The sequence below is a fragment of the Melaminivora sp. genome, assembly GCF_032059615.1.
Taxonomy (GTDB): domain Bacteria; phylum Pseudomonadota; class Gammaproteobacteria; order Burkholderiales; family Burkholderiaceae_C; genus Melaminivora.
In genome coordinates, this window is the sequence record NZ_DAMCAM010000038.1 from 1 (window position 1) to 15,246 (window position 15,246).

General features: G+C 69.5%; 13 protein-coding genes. 7 read left to right on the top strand and 6 right to left on the bottom strand.

All coding sequences use genetic code 11. The features are described 5' to 3' along the window. The 7 genes from RT051_RS09650 to RT051_RS09680 all read left to right on the top strand — a co-directional run. Nucleotides 1-570 (top strand): acyl-CoA dehydrogenase family protein (locus RT051_RS09650; RefSeq protein WP_313075737.1); only part of this gene is annotated, 570 nt, incomplete at its 5' end. 15 nt (nucleotides 571-585) lie between these two features. Then, on the top strand, nucleotides 586-1,428 hold the full coding sequence (locus RT051_RS09655) for an enoyl-CoA hydratase/isomerase family protein (RefSeq protein WP_313075739.1): 843 nt from the start codon (nucleotides 586-588) through the stop codon (nucleotides 1,426-1,428). Between the two features lie 327 nt (nucleotides 1,429-1,755). Then, nucleotides 1,756-3,801: a biotin carboxylase N-terminal domain-containing protein gene (locus tag RT051_RS09660; RefSeq protein WP_313075742.1), complete on the top strand. Its 2,046-nt coding sequence runs from the start codon at nucleotides 1,756-1,758 to the stop codon at nucleotides 3,799-3,801. Continuing rightward, nucleotides 3,798-4,973 carry an acyl-CoA dehydrogenase family protein gene (locus tag RT051_RS09665; RefSeq protein ID WP_313075743.1) on the top strand — a complete coding sequence of 392 codons (1,176 nt, stop codon included), beginning with the start codon at nucleotides 3,798-3,800 and terminating at the stop codon, nucleotides 4,971-4,973. The genes RT051_RS09660 and RT051_RS09665 overlap by 4 nt, the downstream gene beginning before the upstream one ends. Nucleotides 4,974-4,996: 23 nt before the next feature. Next, a complete protein-coding gene (locus RT051_RS09670) occupies nucleotides 4,997-5,914 on the top strand; it encodes a 3-keto-5-aminohexanoate cleavage protein (RefSeq protein WP_313075745.1) in 918 nt (305 codons plus the stop codon). Then, nucleotides 5,911-6,729 (top strand): SDR family oxidoreductase, encoded by an 819-nt coding sequence (locus RT051_RS09675; RefSeq protein ID WP_313075747.1) that lies wholly within the window; start codon nucleotides 5,911-5,913, stop codon nucleotides 6,727-6,729. The genes RT051_RS09670 and RT051_RS09675 overlap by 4 nt, the downstream gene beginning before the upstream one ends. 114 nt (nucleotides 6,730-6,843) lie before the next feature. Continuing rightward, nucleotides 6,844-8,436, top strand: coding sequence for an AMP-binding protein (locus RT051_RS09680; protein WP_313075750.1), 1,593 nt, complete (start codon nucleotides 6,844-6,846; stop codon nucleotides 8,434-8,436). A 61-nt stretch (nucleotides 8,437-8,497) separates the two neighbouring features. Here the strand turns inward: RT051_RS09680 and RT051_RS14700 are convergent, their stop codons facing one another. From RT051_RS14700 to RT051_RS09710, 6 genes are all read right to left on the bottom strand, one after another. Continuing rightward, nucleotides 8,498-8,635 carry a DUF86 domain-containing protein gene (locus RT051_RS14700; protein WP_409520586.1) on the bottom strand — a complete coding sequence of 46 codons (138 nt, stop codon included), beginning with the start codon at nucleotides 8,633-8,635 and terminating at the stop codon, nucleotides 8,498-8,500. A 139-nt stretch (nucleotides 8,636-8,774) separates the two neighbouring features. After that, nucleotides 8,775-9,065 (bottom strand): nucleotidyltransferase family protein, encoded by a 291-nt coding sequence (locus RT051_RS09690; protein WP_313075753.1) that lies wholly within the window; start codon nucleotides 9,063-9,065, stop codon nucleotides 8,775-8,777. A 203-nt stretch (nucleotides 9,066-9,268) separates the two neighbouring features. Further along, on the bottom strand, nucleotides 9,269-11,440 hold the full coding sequence (locus RT051_RS09695; RefSeq protein WP_313075756.1) for a 3-hydroxyacyl-CoA dehydrogenase NAD-binding domain-containing protein: 2,172 nt from the start codon (nucleotides 11,438-11,440) through the stop codon (nucleotides 9,269-9,271). 19 nt (nucleotides 11,441-11,459) lie between these two features. Further along, nucleotides 11,460-12,665: an acetyl-CoA C-acetyltransferase gene (locus tag RT051_RS09700; protein ID WP_313075759.1), complete on the bottom strand. Its 1,206-nt coding sequence runs from the start codon at nucleotides 12,663-12,665 to the stop codon at nucleotides 11,460-11,462. An 82-nt stretch (nucleotides 12,666-12,747) separates the two neighbouring features. Further along, nucleotides 12,748-13,914, bottom strand: coding sequence for an acyl-CoA dehydrogenase family protein (locus tag RT051_RS09705; RefSeq protein WP_313075762.1), 1,167 nt, complete (start codon nucleotides 13,912-13,914; stop codon nucleotides 12,748-12,750). Between the two features lie 143 nt (nucleotides 13,915-14,057). Further along, on the bottom strand, nucleotides 14,058-15,227 hold the full coding sequence (locus tag RT051_RS09710; protein ID WP_313075764.1) for an ABC transporter substrate-binding protein: 1,170 nt from the start codon (nucleotides 15,225-15,227) through the stop codon (nucleotides 14,058-14,060). Between the last annotated feature and the right edge of the window lie 19 nt (nucleotides 15,228-15,246).

Genomic DNA, 15,246 nt, shown 5'->3' on the forward strand with positions numbered 1-15,246 from the left:
AAGATCCGCAAGATCGGCATGGACAGCAGCGACACGGGCCTGTTGTACTTCGACGAAGTGCGCGTGCCGCAGCGCTATCTGATCGGCCAGGAGGGCCACGGCTTCATCTACCAGATGCAGCAGTTCCAGGAGGAGCGCCTGTGGTGCGCGGCCAATAGCCTGCAGTCGCTTACCAACTGCATCGCCTGGACCATCGAATGGGCGCAGGAGCGCCGGATGTTCGGCAGCACGCTGGCCGACCAGCAGTGGGTGCAGTTCAAGCTGGCCGAGCTGCAGACCGAGGTCGAGGCGCTGCGCGCGCTGACCTGGCGCGCCGGCGAGCTGTACATCGGCGGCCAGGACGTGCTGCAGCTGGCCAGCATGGCCAAGCTGAAAGCCGGGCGCCTGTCCCGCCAGGTGGCAGACACCTGCCTGCAGTTCTGGGGCGGCATGGGCTTCACGCTGGAGAACAAGGTGTCGCGCCAGTTCCGCGACGGCCGCCTGGGCTCGATCGGCGGGGGTGCCGACGAGGTCATGCTGGGCATCATCGCCAAGACCATGGGCATCGCCAAGCGGCCCGCGGCGCGCTGAAGCAGGGCTGAGCACATGAGCACGAGCGATCCCACGGCTCCGCACGCCCAGGCCGGGCTGCGCGTCGAGCGCCAGCCCCTGGCGGCGGGCTTCGTCGAGACCTGGTGGCTGGACCAGCCCGCCAGCCGCAACGCGCTGACCGACGCGCTGGTCGAGGCGCTGCTGGCGGCCTGCGGCCGCGTCGCGGCCGACCCGGCGCTGCGCGGCGTGGTGCTGCGCGGCGCGGGCGGGCACTTCTGCGCCGGCGGCAGCCTGGGCGGCTTTGCTCAGGCCATTGGCCAGCCCCTGGCGCCGGGCGAGGACGACCCGCTGGTGCCCATGAACCGGCGCTTTGGCACGCTGCTGCAGGCGCTGTGCGCGCTGCCACAGTGGCTGCTGGTGGCGGTCGAGGGCGTGGCCATGGGCGGGGGCGTCGGCCTGGTGTGCTGCGCCGACCAGGTGCTGGCCGACGCGGACGCGCAATTTGCCACGCCCGAGGTCACGCTCGGGGTGGTGCCGGCGCAGATCGCGCCCTTCGTCGTGCGCCGCCTGGGCGCCGCGCGCGCCCGGCGCTGGCTGCTCACGGGCGCGCGCCAGGACGCGGCTGCGGCGCTGCAGGACGGCCTGGTCGATGAAGTGACCCCGGCCGGCGGCCTGGACGAGGCGCTCGCCCGCGCCATCGCGCGCCACTGCGCCGCCGCCCCGCAGGCGGTGGCAGCCACCAAGCGGCTCTTACTGGTCGAGCCCGAGACGCCTCTGCCCCAGCTGCTCGACGTCGCGGCCCACGCCTTTGCCGCCGGCCTGCGCAGTCCGGAGGCGCAGCAGGGCCTGGCCGCCTTCGCTGCGCGTCGGCCGGCGCCGTGGAAGGTGTCCGCGTGAACCCGGCACAGCGCTGGCCCTGCCTTGCTCCCTCGCCCCTTTGGGGAGAGGGTGGGGTGGGGGGCAGTTCGGGCGCTGCCTCCCAGGCAGGCCGCCGCCCTCACCCCCACCCTCTCCCGCCAGCGGGAGAGGGAGCAAAACCCGCGCGTGCTTGCGCAGCGGACCGACGAATGAACTGTGCGCAGGAAGATCGCATATCGCGAGGGAGCCAACCATGAAAAAAATCCTCATCGCCCACCGCGGCGGTCCTGCCCTGGGCAGGGCGCAGCAGATCGCCCGGGCTCGCGTAGCGGGCGGGCGGGCGATCTGGCCGCAAGGGAGCCACCCATGAAAAAAATCCTCATCGCCAACCGCGGCGAGATCGCCCGCCGCGTCATCCACACCGCCCGGCGCATGGGCATTGCCACCGTTGCCGTCCATTCCGATCCCGACGCCCACAGCCTGCACGTGCGCGAGGCCACGCAGGCCGTGGCGCTGGGCGGCGCGGCCAGTGCGGACAGTTATCTGCGCATCGACAAGCTGCTGGCGGCGGCGCGTGCCAGCGGGGCCGACGCCATCCACCCCGGTTATGGCTTTCTGAGCGAGAACGCTGACTTCGCCCAGGCCGTGCTGGATGCGGGCCTGGTCTGGATCGGGCCGCCACCGGCGGCCACGCGCGCACTGGGCAGCAAGGCAGGCGCCAAGCAGTTGGCACGGCAGCACGGCGTGCCCTGCCTGCCGGGCTACGCGGGCGAGGACCAGTCCGACGAGCGCTTCATCGCCGAGGCCGGGCGCATCGGCTTTCCGCTCATGGTCAAGGCCGTGGCGGGCGGGGGCGGGCGCGGCATGCGGCTGGTGACGGAGAGCCAGCAGCTGGCCGGCGCGCTGGCCAGCGCGCGCTCCGAGGCGCTGGCGGGTTTTGGCTGCGGCGACCTGCTGATCGAGCGCGCCCTGCTGCAGCCGCGCCATGTCGAGGTGCAGGTCTTCGCCGATGCGCAGGGCCACTGCATTCACCTGGGCGAGCGCGACTGCTCCGTCCAGCGGCGCCACCAGAAGCTGGTGGAGGAGTCGCCCAGCCCCGCGGTGGACGCCGACCTGCGCGCGCGCATGGGCGCCGCTGCGGTGGCGCTGGCGCAGGGCGCGGGTTATGTCGGCGCCGGCACGGTGGAGTTCCTGCTCGACGGGCAGGACTTCTATCTGATGGAGATGAACACCCGCCTGCAGGTCGAGCACCCGGTGACCGAGGCGCTCATCGGCCTGGACCTGGTGGAGTGGCAGATCCGCGTCGCGCGCGGCGAGCCGCTGCCGCTGGCCCAGGACGCGGTGCGGCTGCAGGGCCACGCCATCGAGGTGCGCCTGTGTGCCGAGGACGCGCAGTTCCACCCGCACACCGGCCGGGTGCTGCATTTTTCCGCCCCGCCGGCGACGACTTACGAGTGCGCCGCCCCGGGCGGCCTGCGCTTCGACCACGCGCTGGCGCCGGGCAGCGAGGTCTCGCCGCACTACGACTCCATGCTGGGCAAGCTGATCGTGCACGCGGCCAGCCGGGACGAGGCGATCGACGCGCTGGTCCGTGCGCTGGGCGAGACCGTGGTGTTGGGGCTGCCGACCAACCGTGCCTTTCTCGCCGCCTGCCTGGACCACCCGGTCTTTCGCGCCGGGCAGGCGCTGGTGCCGTTTCTTGCGGGCCACGCCCAGGAGATTCGCGATACGCTATTGAAAGAAGAGCTGCAGGTCCTTGTCCCATCGGCACTTCAGGCACTTTTTATTCAAAAGTCTGAGGTGCTGCCCGGCCCGGCCTGCCCGCTGGAGCGGCCGCTGCGCCTGCGCCACCAGGGCGAGGTGCACGACCTGGCGGTGCGCGAGCAGGGCACGGGCACGCTGCAGCTGCGCGGCGCCGACCCCGCCACCGGCGAGCCGCTGGCCGCCACCGCACGCCTGAGGCCGATGCCATGCGGCGGGGCGCAGGTCACGCTGCTGCGGCCCGATGCGGCCGTGCAGGGCGACTGGCGCGTGCGCAGCGTGCGGGTGGGCACCCGGCGCTGGCACTGGCAGGCGGGCGCCGTCGATGGCTGGGTGGAGGACGCCTCGCTCGAGTCCGCTGCCCAGGGCGGCGCCCAGGGCAGCACGGGCGAGCTGCGCGCGCCCTTCAACGGCCGCGTGGTGGTTCTGGCCGCCGAGCCCGGCCAGCAGCTGGCCGCCGGCGACACCGTGGTGGTCATCGAGTCCATGAAGCTCGAGCACAGCCTGGGAGCGCCGGCCGCAGCCACCGTAGCCGAGCTGCTGGTCGCGGTGGGCCAGCAGGTCTCGCCCGGGCAGGTGCTGGCGCGCCTGGCGCCGGCCGGCACGGCAGAGCCTGCCCGCGCCAGTAGCCCCGAGGAGACCGCCGCATGAATGCCGCAACCCTGCCCGTGCACGACGCCGAACGCGCCGAGCGTGAAGCGCTGACCGACACCATCACCCGCTTTGCCAAGAGCGAGATCGCCCCGCACGCCGACGCCTGGGACGCGGCGGGCGAGTTCCCGCGCCAGCTCTACCGCCGCGCGGCCGAGCTGGGCCTGCTGGGCCTGGGTTACCCCGAGGAATACGGCGGCACGCCCGTGAGCTACACCCTGCGCGTGCCGCTGTGGCGCAGCTTGAGCCGCCATGGTGCCAGTGGCGGCGTGCTGGCGAGCCTGCTGTCGCACAACATCGGCCTGCCGCCGGTGGTGGCCTGGGGCAGCGCGGCCGTGCGCGCCGAGGTCATCCCGCCGGTGCTGGCCGGCGAGCAGATCGCCGCGCTGGCCATCACCGAGCCCGGCGGCGGCTCGGACGTGGCGCGCCTGGCCACCACCGCCCGGCGCGACGGTGATGACTACATCGTCGATGGCGAGAAGGTCTTCATCACCTCCGGCATGCGCGCCGACTGGATCACGCTGGCCGTGCGCACGGGCGAGCCGGGCACGCGCGGCAGTGGCGGCATCTCCATGCTGCTGGTGCCCGGCAGCAGCGCCGGCCTGTCGCGCAGGCCGCTGGCCAAGATGGGCTGGCTCAGCTCCGACACGGCGCACCTGCGCTTTGACGGCGTGCGCGTGCCGGCGCGCTACCTGCTGGGTGAGGAAGGCCAGGGCTTTCGCATCATCATGGGCAACTTCAACGCCGAGCGCTTCGGCCTGGCGGCTTCGGCCCTGGGCTTTGCCGAAGCCTGCTTCGATGAAGCCCTCGCCTGGGCGCGCCAGCGCAAGACCTTCGGCGCCGCGCTCATCGAGCACCAGGTCATCCGCCACAAGCTGGCCGACATGCAAATGCGCATCCAGTCCACCGCCGCCTGGGTGGACGCCATCGCCGCCCGCGCCGACGCCGGCGACATAGGCCCGGAATGGGTGGCCCAGGTCTGCCTCCTGAAGAACCACGCCACGCAGACCATGCAGTTCTGCGCCGACCAGGCCGTTCAGATCCTGGGCGGCATGGGCTTCATGCGCGGCACGGTGAGCGAGCGCATCTACCGCGAAGTCAAAGTCATGATGATCGGCGGCGGCGCGGAAGAAATCATGAAGGACCTGGCTGCGCGGCAGCTGGGCCTGTGAACCCCCTGATGGAGACAGACCCCATGCAAGACCGCAACCCCGCCAACAAGGCCGTCGTCACCTGCGCCATCACCGGCGTGCTGACCGACCCGGCGCAGCACCACGTGCCCGTCACCCCCGAGCAGCTGGCTCAGGAAGCACGCCGCGCCTACGACGCCGGCGCCAGCGTCATCCACGTGCACTTTCGCAGCCAGGAGCCGGGCCGCGGCCACCTGCCCAGCTGGGACCCGAAGGTCGCCCGGGCTTGCGTGCAGGCCATGCGCGATGCCTGTCCCGGCGTCATCATCAACCAGACCACCGGCGTGGTTGGCCCCCACTACCAGGGGCCGCTCGACTGTCTGCGCGCCACGCGGCCCGAGATGGCGGCGTGCAATGCGGGCTCGCTCAACTACCTGAAGGTGCGCGCCAACGGCACCTGGGCCTGGCCGCCCATGCTGTTCGACAACCAGCCGGCCAAGGTGCAGGACTTCCTGGACGTGATGGAAGAAACCGGCACGCTGCCCGAATTCGAGTGCTTCGACGTGGGCATCGTGCGCTGCGTGCAGATGTACGTGCAGACCGGCATGTACACGCGCGGCCTGCCCGAATACAACTTCGTCATGGGGGTCGAGTCCGGCATGCCGGCCGACCCGGATCTGCTGCCCATCCTGCTCAAGCTCAAGATCGAGGGCGCGCCCTGGCAGGCCACGGTGATTGGCCGCCAGGAAATCTGGCCGGTGCACCAGCGCGTGGCCGAACTCGGCGGTCATCTGCGCACCGGGTTGGAGGACAGCTTCTACCTGCCGGATGGCAGCAAGGCCACGTCCAACGGCCCCATGATCGAGCAGCTCGTGCAGTGCGCCCGCCGCGCCGGGCGCGAGGTGGCCAGCACCGACGAGGCGCGCGCCATCCTGGGGCTGGCGGCGGCGCCGCAGACGCAGTGGCAGGCGCAGGCGTCATGAGCAACGTCCATTTTGATTTTTCCGGCCGCCACGTCGCCGTCTTCGGCGGCACCACCGGCATCAACCTGGGCATCGCCCAGGCCTTTGCCGCCGCCGGCGCGCGCGTGAGCGTGGCCAGCCGCAGGCAGGAGAACGTCGACGCCGCCGTCGCCACGCTGGGCGAACGGGCCTTTGGCATGGTGGCCGATGTGCGTGATGACGCCGCCGTGGACGCCGCGCTGGCTGCTGCCGCCGAGCGCCATGGCCCCATCGACGTGCTGGTCTCGGGCGCGGCGGGCAACTTCCTGGCCGAGGTCAACGGCATGTCCTCCAACGCCTTCAAGGTGGTGGTGGACATCGATCTGATGGGCAGCTTCCACGTCGCGCGGCGCGCCTGGGAGCACCTGCGCAAGCCGGGCGCGAGCGTGCTCTTCATCTCGGCGCCGCAGGCCGTGGTGCCCATGGCCTGGCAGGCGCATGTGGGCGCGGCCAAGGCTGGCGTGGACCAGCTCGCGCGCGTGCTGGCGCTGGAATGGGGCCCGGCCGGCGTGCGCGTCAACGTGATTTCGCCCGGGCCGATCGCCGGCACCGAGGGCATGCGTCGCCTGGCGCCGCAGGGCGAGGAGGGCGACGCGCTGGTGCGCGCCATGGTGCCGCTGCGGCGCATGGGCACGCCACAGGACATCGCGCACCTGGCGATGTTCCTGGGCTCGGACGCAGCGTCCTACCTGTCGGGCGCTGTGATCGCCTGCGACGGCGGGGCGCAGAACATGCTCACGCCCATGATCGACGCCGCCGTGCGGCAGCTGCGGCAGGACGGGGCGCAGCCGCGCTGACTGCAGGCAGCTTGCCTGCTGCCCGCCTGCCAGCGTGCAGGAGCCCAGCAACAAGAGGTGCTTTCAGGCGCCCGTCAAAGCAGAGTTCACCCACCAAAAAAGGAGACAAGACCCATGATCCAGATGCCCATCAGCCCCGCCGCACGCCGCATTCGCCGCGTTGCCCTGGGCGACTTCGTGTACCGCAGCGCGCGCAAGTTTGGCGAGCGCACCGCCGTGGTCGATGGCGACACGCGCCTGACCTACACCGAGCTGGACGCGCGCAGCTCGCGCTTTGCCCACTATCTGCAGCAGACCTTCGGCAGCGGCCGGCAGATCGGCATGCTGTGCATGAACTCGGCCGACATGGTGGTGGCCTACAACGGCATCCACAAGTCCGGCAACGTCTGGGCGCCGGTCAACGTGCGGCTGGATGCCGGCGCCATCGAATACATCTTGCGCCACGCCGAAGTCTCGGCGGTGGTGGTCGATGCCCCCCTGTACGCCGACCCGGCTCTGGCCGCCATGCTGCAGGGCCTGGGCGTGCCGCTGATCATGACCATGGCGGGTGGCGTGGCCACCGCGCCGGGCGCCACGACCCTGGCCCAAGCCGAGGCTGGCCGCAGCGATGCGCTGCCCGACCTCGACATCGACGACAACCAGCCGGCGATCCTGATGTACACCAGCGGCACCACCGGCAACCCCAAGGGCGTGGTGCACTCGCACCTGTCGGTGTCGGCGGCCATCCTGGGCAACGCCAGCGGCTTTGCCTATGTCGAGACGGATGTGTTCTCGGGCGTGCTGCCGCTGTTCCACTGCGCCCAGCACGCCCTGGCGGCGACGGCGCACGCCGTGGGTGCCTGCATCGTGCTGGCGCGCGCCTTCGTGCCCGATGAGATCCGCGCGCTGGTGCTCGCCGAGCGCCTGACGGTCTTCACCGGCCTGCCCATGATGTACGGGGCGCTGCTGGCCGACCCGCAGTTCCGCACGGACAGCCTGCGCCAGTGCATCTACGCCATGGCCCCCATCCCCAAGCCGCTGATCGCGCAGATCGCCGAGCGCATGAGCAAGAACGTGGTGCTGGCCACCGGCCAGACCGAGATCTATCCGGCGACCATGATGTTCAGGGCACTGGAGCACCCCAAGCTGGACGCCAACTACTGGGGCACGTCCTTCATCCACTGCGAGACAGCGGTGATGGACGACGAAGGCCGGCTGCTCGGCCCCGGCGAGGTGGGCGAGATCGTGCACCGGGGCGCCAACGTCATGCTGGGCTACTTCAAGGACGAGCGCGCCACGGCCGAGGCGCAGCGCTTTGGCTGGCACCACACGGGCGATCTGGGCTTGTGGGGCCCCAAGGGCCAGATGCTGTTCATCGACCGCAAGAAGGACATGATCAAGACCGGCGGCGAGAACGTCGCCAGCGTCAAGGTCGAGGCCGTGCTGCTGGGCCACCCGGGCGTGGCCGGCGCGGCGGTGCTGGGCCTGCCGCACCCGCACTGGATCGAGGCCGTGTGCGCCTTCGTGGTGAAGAAGCCCGGCGCCGAGGTGGATGAAGCCTCCATCGTGGCCCACTGCCGCGAGCGCCTGGGCGGCTTCGAGGTGCCCAAGCTGGTACGCTTCGTCGAGGCCCTGCCGGCCACGGCGACGGGCAAGGTGCAAAAGCACTTGCTGCGCCAGCAGTTTGCCGAGCTGGCGCGGCAGGCGTGGGGGGAAGAGGTGGTTTGAGCTGTCTCGGCTCAGTTGCCAGATGCGCCATCGGCGGTGCCGATGGCGTTCTTTTTTGAGGTCAGGACTGGTCGGGCGCGTCGGCGAGAGGGCGCAGAGCCTGCAATTGCTCCAGCAGATGGGGCAGGCTCATGTGTACGGTATTCCAGACTACTTCCAGATCGATATCGAAATAACCATGGGCGATGCGGTTGCGCATGCCACGCATGTTGTGCCACGGCAGTTGGGTGTGCGCCTGTCTTGCTGAAACTCGGCCTGGGACATGCCCTGGACAAACAGGCACGCCTCGCTGGCCGCCTCCTGCATGTGGTTCAAATAGTCGGGCAGGCGGTTTTCCTTCATACCGGTTGTGCCTGGGCCAATACCTGGGTACGGAAGCTGGGCGGCAGATCCATCGGCGTGCGCACATCGACCCGTATGCCGAGCAAGGTCTCCAACTCATCTTGCAGGCCCCCCAGGTCGAACAGCGTCGCACCCGGCAGCGCGTCCACCAGAAGATCGAGGTCGCTGCCTTCCTGGTCTGTGCCGTGCAGCACCGAACCGAAGACACGCGGGTTCGCGGTGCGAAAGCGCTCCGCGGCCTCACGAATGACCTTGCGCTTCATGGCAAGTACGGCGGACGGTCGCATGGGGGATCTCCTTCTCCTTTCCCGGCAGGGGCGAGGTGTCACTCATGGTAGCCGTTGAACACATCAAGAGCGGGCGTCTCTTGTTTGATATGCTCCTGAAAATGTAGCTGTTTGCGCTTACCCAACAAGCGTTTGGCCAGAAATTTCCATGAAAAAACCGCCTCATGGAGGCGGTTTTTTTGATGGCCCGAGGCGCTTAGCGTTCAGTATCGGGGCTGATGCGCCCGGATGGCCTCGCGCGCCCTGTCGTCCAGCGCAAAGCCCGCACCGTGCTGCGCCGCCAGCGCATCGGCCCGACGCAGAAAGGCGTCCACCCCCATGCCGTAGATGAACTGCATGGCCCCGCCCGCCCAGGCCGGAAAGCCGATGCCGAAGATCGAGCCGATGTTGGCGTCGTGCACGCTGGTCAGCACGCCCTCGGCCAGGCAGCGCGCGGTCTCGATGGCCTGGCGGTAGAGCAGGCGGTCCTGGATGTCCTGTACCTTCCATTCGACCCCGGGTTTCTCGAACAGCTCGCCCAGGCGCGGCCACAGGTGCTTCTTGCCGCCCTCGGGGTAATCGTAGAAGCCGCCGCCGCCGGCGCGGCCCGGGCGCTTCAGCTCCTTGACCATGCGCTCGACCAGCAGCTCGCCGGGCGTGGCCTGGTACGCGCGGCCCTCGGCGGCGAAGTCGGCGCGCGTCTGCTCCATGACGTGCACGCTCAGGGAAAGGGCGGTCTCGTCGAGCACTGCCAGCGGCCCCACGGGCATGCCGGCCTGCATGGCGGCGTTTTCGATCACGGCGGCCGGGATGCCCTCGCCGAGCATCGCCGCGCCCTCCATCACGAAGGTGCCAAAGGTGCGGCTGGTATAAAAACCCCGCGAGTCGTTGACCACGATGGGGATCTTGCCCAGCGCCTGCACGTAGTCAAAAGCGCGCGCCACGGTCTCGTCGTCGGTCTGCCGGCCGCGGATGATCTCCACCAGCTTCATCTTGTCCACGGGGCTGAAGAAATGGATGCCGATGAACTTCTCTGGCCGCTGGCTGGCCTGCGCCAGGCCGCTGATGGGCAGGGTCGAGGTGTTGCTGGCAAAGAAGCCCCCTTCGGCCAGCTGCGGCTCGGCCTCGCGCGTGACCTGGGCCTTGAGCTCGCGGTTCTCGAATACGGCTTCGATGATCAGCTCGCAGCCGGCCAGATCGGCGGCGCTGGCCGTGGGCGTGATGCGCGCGAGCAGCTCCTGCGCTGCTTCGGGTTTCATGCGGCCCTTTTCCACGCGCTTGGCCGCGAGCTTTTCGCTGTAGGCCCGGCCCTTGTCCGCCTTGTCCTGGCTCACGTCCTTGAGCACCGTCTCGATGCCCCGGCTGGCCTGCGCCCAGGCGATGCCCGCGCCCATCATGCCGGCGCCCAGGATGCCCACCCGGGTGGGCTTGAAGCGCGCCACACCCGCCGGCCGCGACTTGCCCGCACGGATGGCGTTCATGTCGAAGAAAAAGGTGTTGATCATGTTGCGCGCGACGGGAGTCGTCATCAGGCGCGCCAGGTACCGGCTCTCGATGCGCAGCGCGGTCTCGTAGTCCACCATCGCGCCCTCGACCATGGCCGACAGGGCAGCCTCGGGCGCGGGATAGCGCCCGCGCGTGGACCGGGTGAGCATGGCGGGCGCCACGACCAGGGCGTTGGCCACCTTGGGGTTGGCGGGCGTGCCGCCGGGCATGCGGTAGTCCTTGGCGTCCCAGGGCTGCTGCGCCTCGGGGTGCGCGGCGATGTGCGCCAGGGCGCGCGGCAGCAGCTCGTCCTGCGTCTCGACCAGCTCGTGCACCAGGCCCAGCCGGTGCGCCTCGGCGGGGCCGAAGGTCTTGCCCTCCAGGATGAAAGGCTGCGCTCCCAGCAGGCCCAGCAGGCGCGTCATCTTGGTCACGCCGGTGGCGCCGGGCATCAGGCCCAGGGTCACCTCGGGCAGGCCGAACTGGATCTTGCGGTCATTCACCGCGATGCGGTGGTGGGCGATCAGCGCCACCTCCCAGCCGCCCCCCAGGGCCGTGCCGTTCAGGCAGGCGACCACCGGGATGCCCAGCATCTCGAGCTGGCGAAAGTGCTTCTTCATGCGCTCGATTTCGCTGAAGACGGTAGGCGCGTCCTCGGGCGTCAGGCGCATGGTGGCCTTCAGGTCGGCGCCGGCGAAGAAGCTGCTCTTGGCCGAGGCGAGGACGATGCCCTTGAGCGCGCCGCCCAGCTGGTCGCGGTCGGCCAGCACGCGCGCGCTGGCCTCGGCCAGGTCGCTCTGCCACTGCTCGCACATGGTGTTGACCGGCGAGCCCTGCTCGTCGAAGGTGATGAGCGCGACCTGGCCGCCTTCGTCTTGCGCGGGGATGAGTTCGTAGCGGATGGTTTGCATGGGGGGTTCTCTCCGGATCTCAGATGGCTTCGACGACAGTTGCGATGCCCATGCCGCCTCCGACGCAGAGCGTGACCAGGCCGTAGCGCAGACCGCGCCGGTGCAGCTCGTCGATCAGCGTGGACAGCAGCATGGCGCCGGTGGCGCCCAGCGGGTGGCCCATGGCGATGGCGCCGCCGTTGACGTTCACCTTCTCGTGCGGCACGCCGAGTTCGCGCATGAAGCGCATGGGCACGGCGGCAAAGGCCTCGTTGACTTCGAACAGGTCGATCTGGTCGATGGTCATTCCCGCGCGCGCCAGCGCCTTGCGCGTGGCCGGCATGGGCCCGGTGAGCATGATGGTCGGGTCGTCCCCGCTCACGGCGGTGGCAAGGATGCGCGCGCGCGGCGTCAGGTTCTGCGCGCGGGCCGCGGCCTCGCTGCCGATCAGCACGGCGGCGGCGCCATCGACGATGCCCGAGGCGTTGCCGGCGTGGTGCACGTGGTCGATGCGCTCGACCTGCGGGTAGCGCTGCAGCGCCACCGCGTCAAAGCCCATGGCGCCCAGCTGCGCGAACGAGGGCTTGAGCGCCGCCAGGCCCTCCAGGGTGGTGTGGGGCTTGATGAATTCGTCCTCTTCGAGGATGACCTGGCCGAGGAAGTCGCGCACCGGCACCACCGAGCGCTTGAAGTGGCCAGCTGCGCGCGCGGCTGCCGCGCGGCGCTGCGACTCCACCGCGTAGGCGTCGACGTCGGCGCGCGTGTAGCCGTCCAGCGTGGCGATCAGGTCGGCGCCGATGCCCTGGGGCACGAACAGGGTCTGCAAACTGGTGGCCGGGTCCTGCGCCCAGGCGCCGCCGTCGGCGCCGATGGGCACGCGGCTCATGCTCTCCACGCCGCCGGCGACCACCAGGTCCTCCCAGCCGCTGGCCACTTTTTGCGCCGCCAGGTTCACCGCCTCCAGGCCCGAGGCGCAGAAGCGGTTGACCTGCACGCCGGCGCAGCGCCAGTCCCACCCGGCTTTCAGGGCGGCGATCTTGGGCAGGACCGAGCCCTGCTCGCCAATCGGCGAGACGATGCCCATGACCACGTCGTCCACCTGCGCGGTGTCGAGCTGGTGGCGCTCCTGCAGCGTGCCGAGCAGGCCGGCCAGCAGGTCGATGGGCTTGACTTCGTGCAGGCTGCCGTCTTTCTTGCCCTTGCCGCGCGGCGTGCGCAGGGCGTCGAACACGTAGGCGTGTGTCATGGGGTTCTCCAATAGTGGGTCAAATGTGCCTCAAGCCCTTGCGCAGCAAGGGCATGTAGCTATGAAATTGAAAGTGAAGGGGTCAGCGTCCGCCCAGGCCCATGCCGCGGGTGATGACCTCTTTCATGATCTCGTTGGTGCCGCCGTAGATGCGCTGCACGCGCGCGTCGGCCCAGGCGCGGGTGATGGGGTATTCCCACATGTAGCCGTAGCCGCCAAAGAGCTGCACGCACTCGTCCATGACCTTGAACTGCAGGTCGGTGGTCCAGTATTTCGCCATGCTGGCGGTCTGGGTGTCGAGCCGGTCCTCGAGGATCAGCTCGCAGCACTTGTCCACGAACACGCGCGCCACCTGCACCTCGGTCTGTAGCTCGGCCAGGGTGAAGCGCGTGTTCTGGAAGGCCGCCACCGGCTGGCCGAAGACCTTGCGTTCCCGGACATATTCCACCGTCCAGTCGATGGCCGCCTGCGCCGCGGCCACCGCCGTGATAGCGATCTGCAGGCGCTCCCAGGGCAGCTGCTCCATCAGGCAGATGAAGCCCTTGCCCTGCAGGGCCGCACCGCCCAGCAGGTTCCCGGCCGGCACGCGCACGTTGTCGAAGAACAGCTCGGAGGTGTCCTGCGCCTTCATGCCGGCCTTCTTCAGGCGCTGGCCCTTCTCGAACCCCTCCATTCCGCGCTCGACCAGCAAGAGGCTCGTACCCTTGGCACCGGCGGCCGGGTCGGTCTTGGCGACGACGATGACCAGGTCGGCATGCCAGCCATTGGTGATGAAGGTCTTGCTGCCATTGAGCAGGTAGTGGCTGCCGTCCTCGCTCAGGGCCGCCGTGGTCTTGATGCCCTGCAGGTCGCTGCCGGCGGCGGGCTCGCTCATGGCGATGGCGCCGACCATGCTGCCGTCGGCCAGCCGCGGCAGGTACTTGCGCTTTTGCTCGTCGGTGCCGTAGTGCAGGATGTAGGGCGCGACGATCTCGCTGTGCAGACCGAAGCCGATGCCGGTGCAGCCGGCGCGGGCGATCTCCTCCATCTGCGCCACGCTGTAGAGCTTGTCGGCGCCCGCACCGCCGTATTCCTCCGGCATGCTCATGCACAGGAAGCCGTTGGCGCCGGCCCGGGTCCAGACCTCGCGGTCCACGTAGCCCTGCTCCTCCCACTGCGCGTGGTGGGGCGTGATCTCCCGGTCGATGAAGCGGCGGAAGCTGTCGGCGAAGGCCTGGTGGTCGGCCTGCAGGAGGGTGCGTTCGATCATGGCTTGGAGCGTGGATGAATGGATTTTTGCAAAGCAAATGCTTGGTTAAATTCTGCCACCATCGCGGCCGGGCGGAGGCAGTGTTTGCGAGCATGAAAAAGCCGCCCTTGGGCGGCTCGGGGAAGCGGCGGGCCCGGCCCGGCTCACTTGAAGTAGTCGGACACCACCTTCCAGCGCCCGTCCTGGATCTGCGACAGGCGCGAGCGCTCGGTGCCCAGGCGCTGGCTGGCGCTGAAGGTGAGGGTGTCGCTGCCGAACATGTCGGGCTGGATGGGGCCGCTGTCCATGGCCTTGATGAAGCTGTCGGTGGTCAGGCTGGCGCCGGCGCGCTGCAGGCCCTGGATGAAGTTGTCCATGATCTGGTAGCCATAGACCGAGAACACGCCGGGGTCTTCGTTGAACTTGGTCTTGTACTTGTTGGCCCAGAAGCGGATCGGCTGCGAGGCCTCGTCCAGGTAGGGCACCTGCACCGCCATGGTGGCGTACAGGCCGTCCATGGCCTTGCCGCCCAGCTTGTGGATCAGGTCGGTGTAGGCAGCGGTGGTGCCCAGGAAGGTGGGCGAGAAGCCCGTCTTGCGCGCCTCGCCGATGGTGCCGATGGTCTCGCGGATGACGGTGCCGAGCACGACGAAATCACAGCCAGCGGCCTTCATCTTGGCCACCTGCGAGGAAAAATCGGTGGCGCCGCGCTTGTAGGTGGTCTTCTCGGCCAGCTCCATGCCGATGGTCTTCAAGCCGTCCTCGGCGCCGCGCATGACCTCCAGGCCGAATTCGTCGTCCTGGTAGATGGTGCAGGCCTTCTTGGCGCCCTTTTCCTTGACCAGGCGCGGCGTGGCCGTGCGCGCCTGGTCGTAGTAGGGCACGCTGAAGGCGTATTTCAGGCGGCGGTTCGGCTCCTCGAACATCTCGCGCGCGCCGGTCAGGGGGTAGAAGTTGACGACGCCCTTCGGGAACAGCACCGGGAAGGTGGCCACGTTGGCCGCCGTGCCGATGTGGCCCACCATGGCGAAGATCTTGTCCTGGTTGACCAGCTTTTGCGCCGCCAGCACCGCGCGCTTGGGGTCGTAGCCCGAGTCTTCCGCCTTGAAGACCAGCTTGCGGCCGTTGATGCCGCCCTGCTCATTGGCCTCGTCCACACGCAGCTGCATGCCGTTGCGCGCCTGCTTGCCAAAACCCGCGAGTGGCCCGGACAGGTCCTGGATGGTGCCGACGTTGATGGCGTCCTTGGTGACGCCTTGCCCGGCCTGCGCGAACGCGCCCGTGCTGGCCAGCGCCAGGGCAGCGGCGGCTGCCGCAAGAAGAGGAACTTTCATGCGCTTGTCTCCTGTAGTG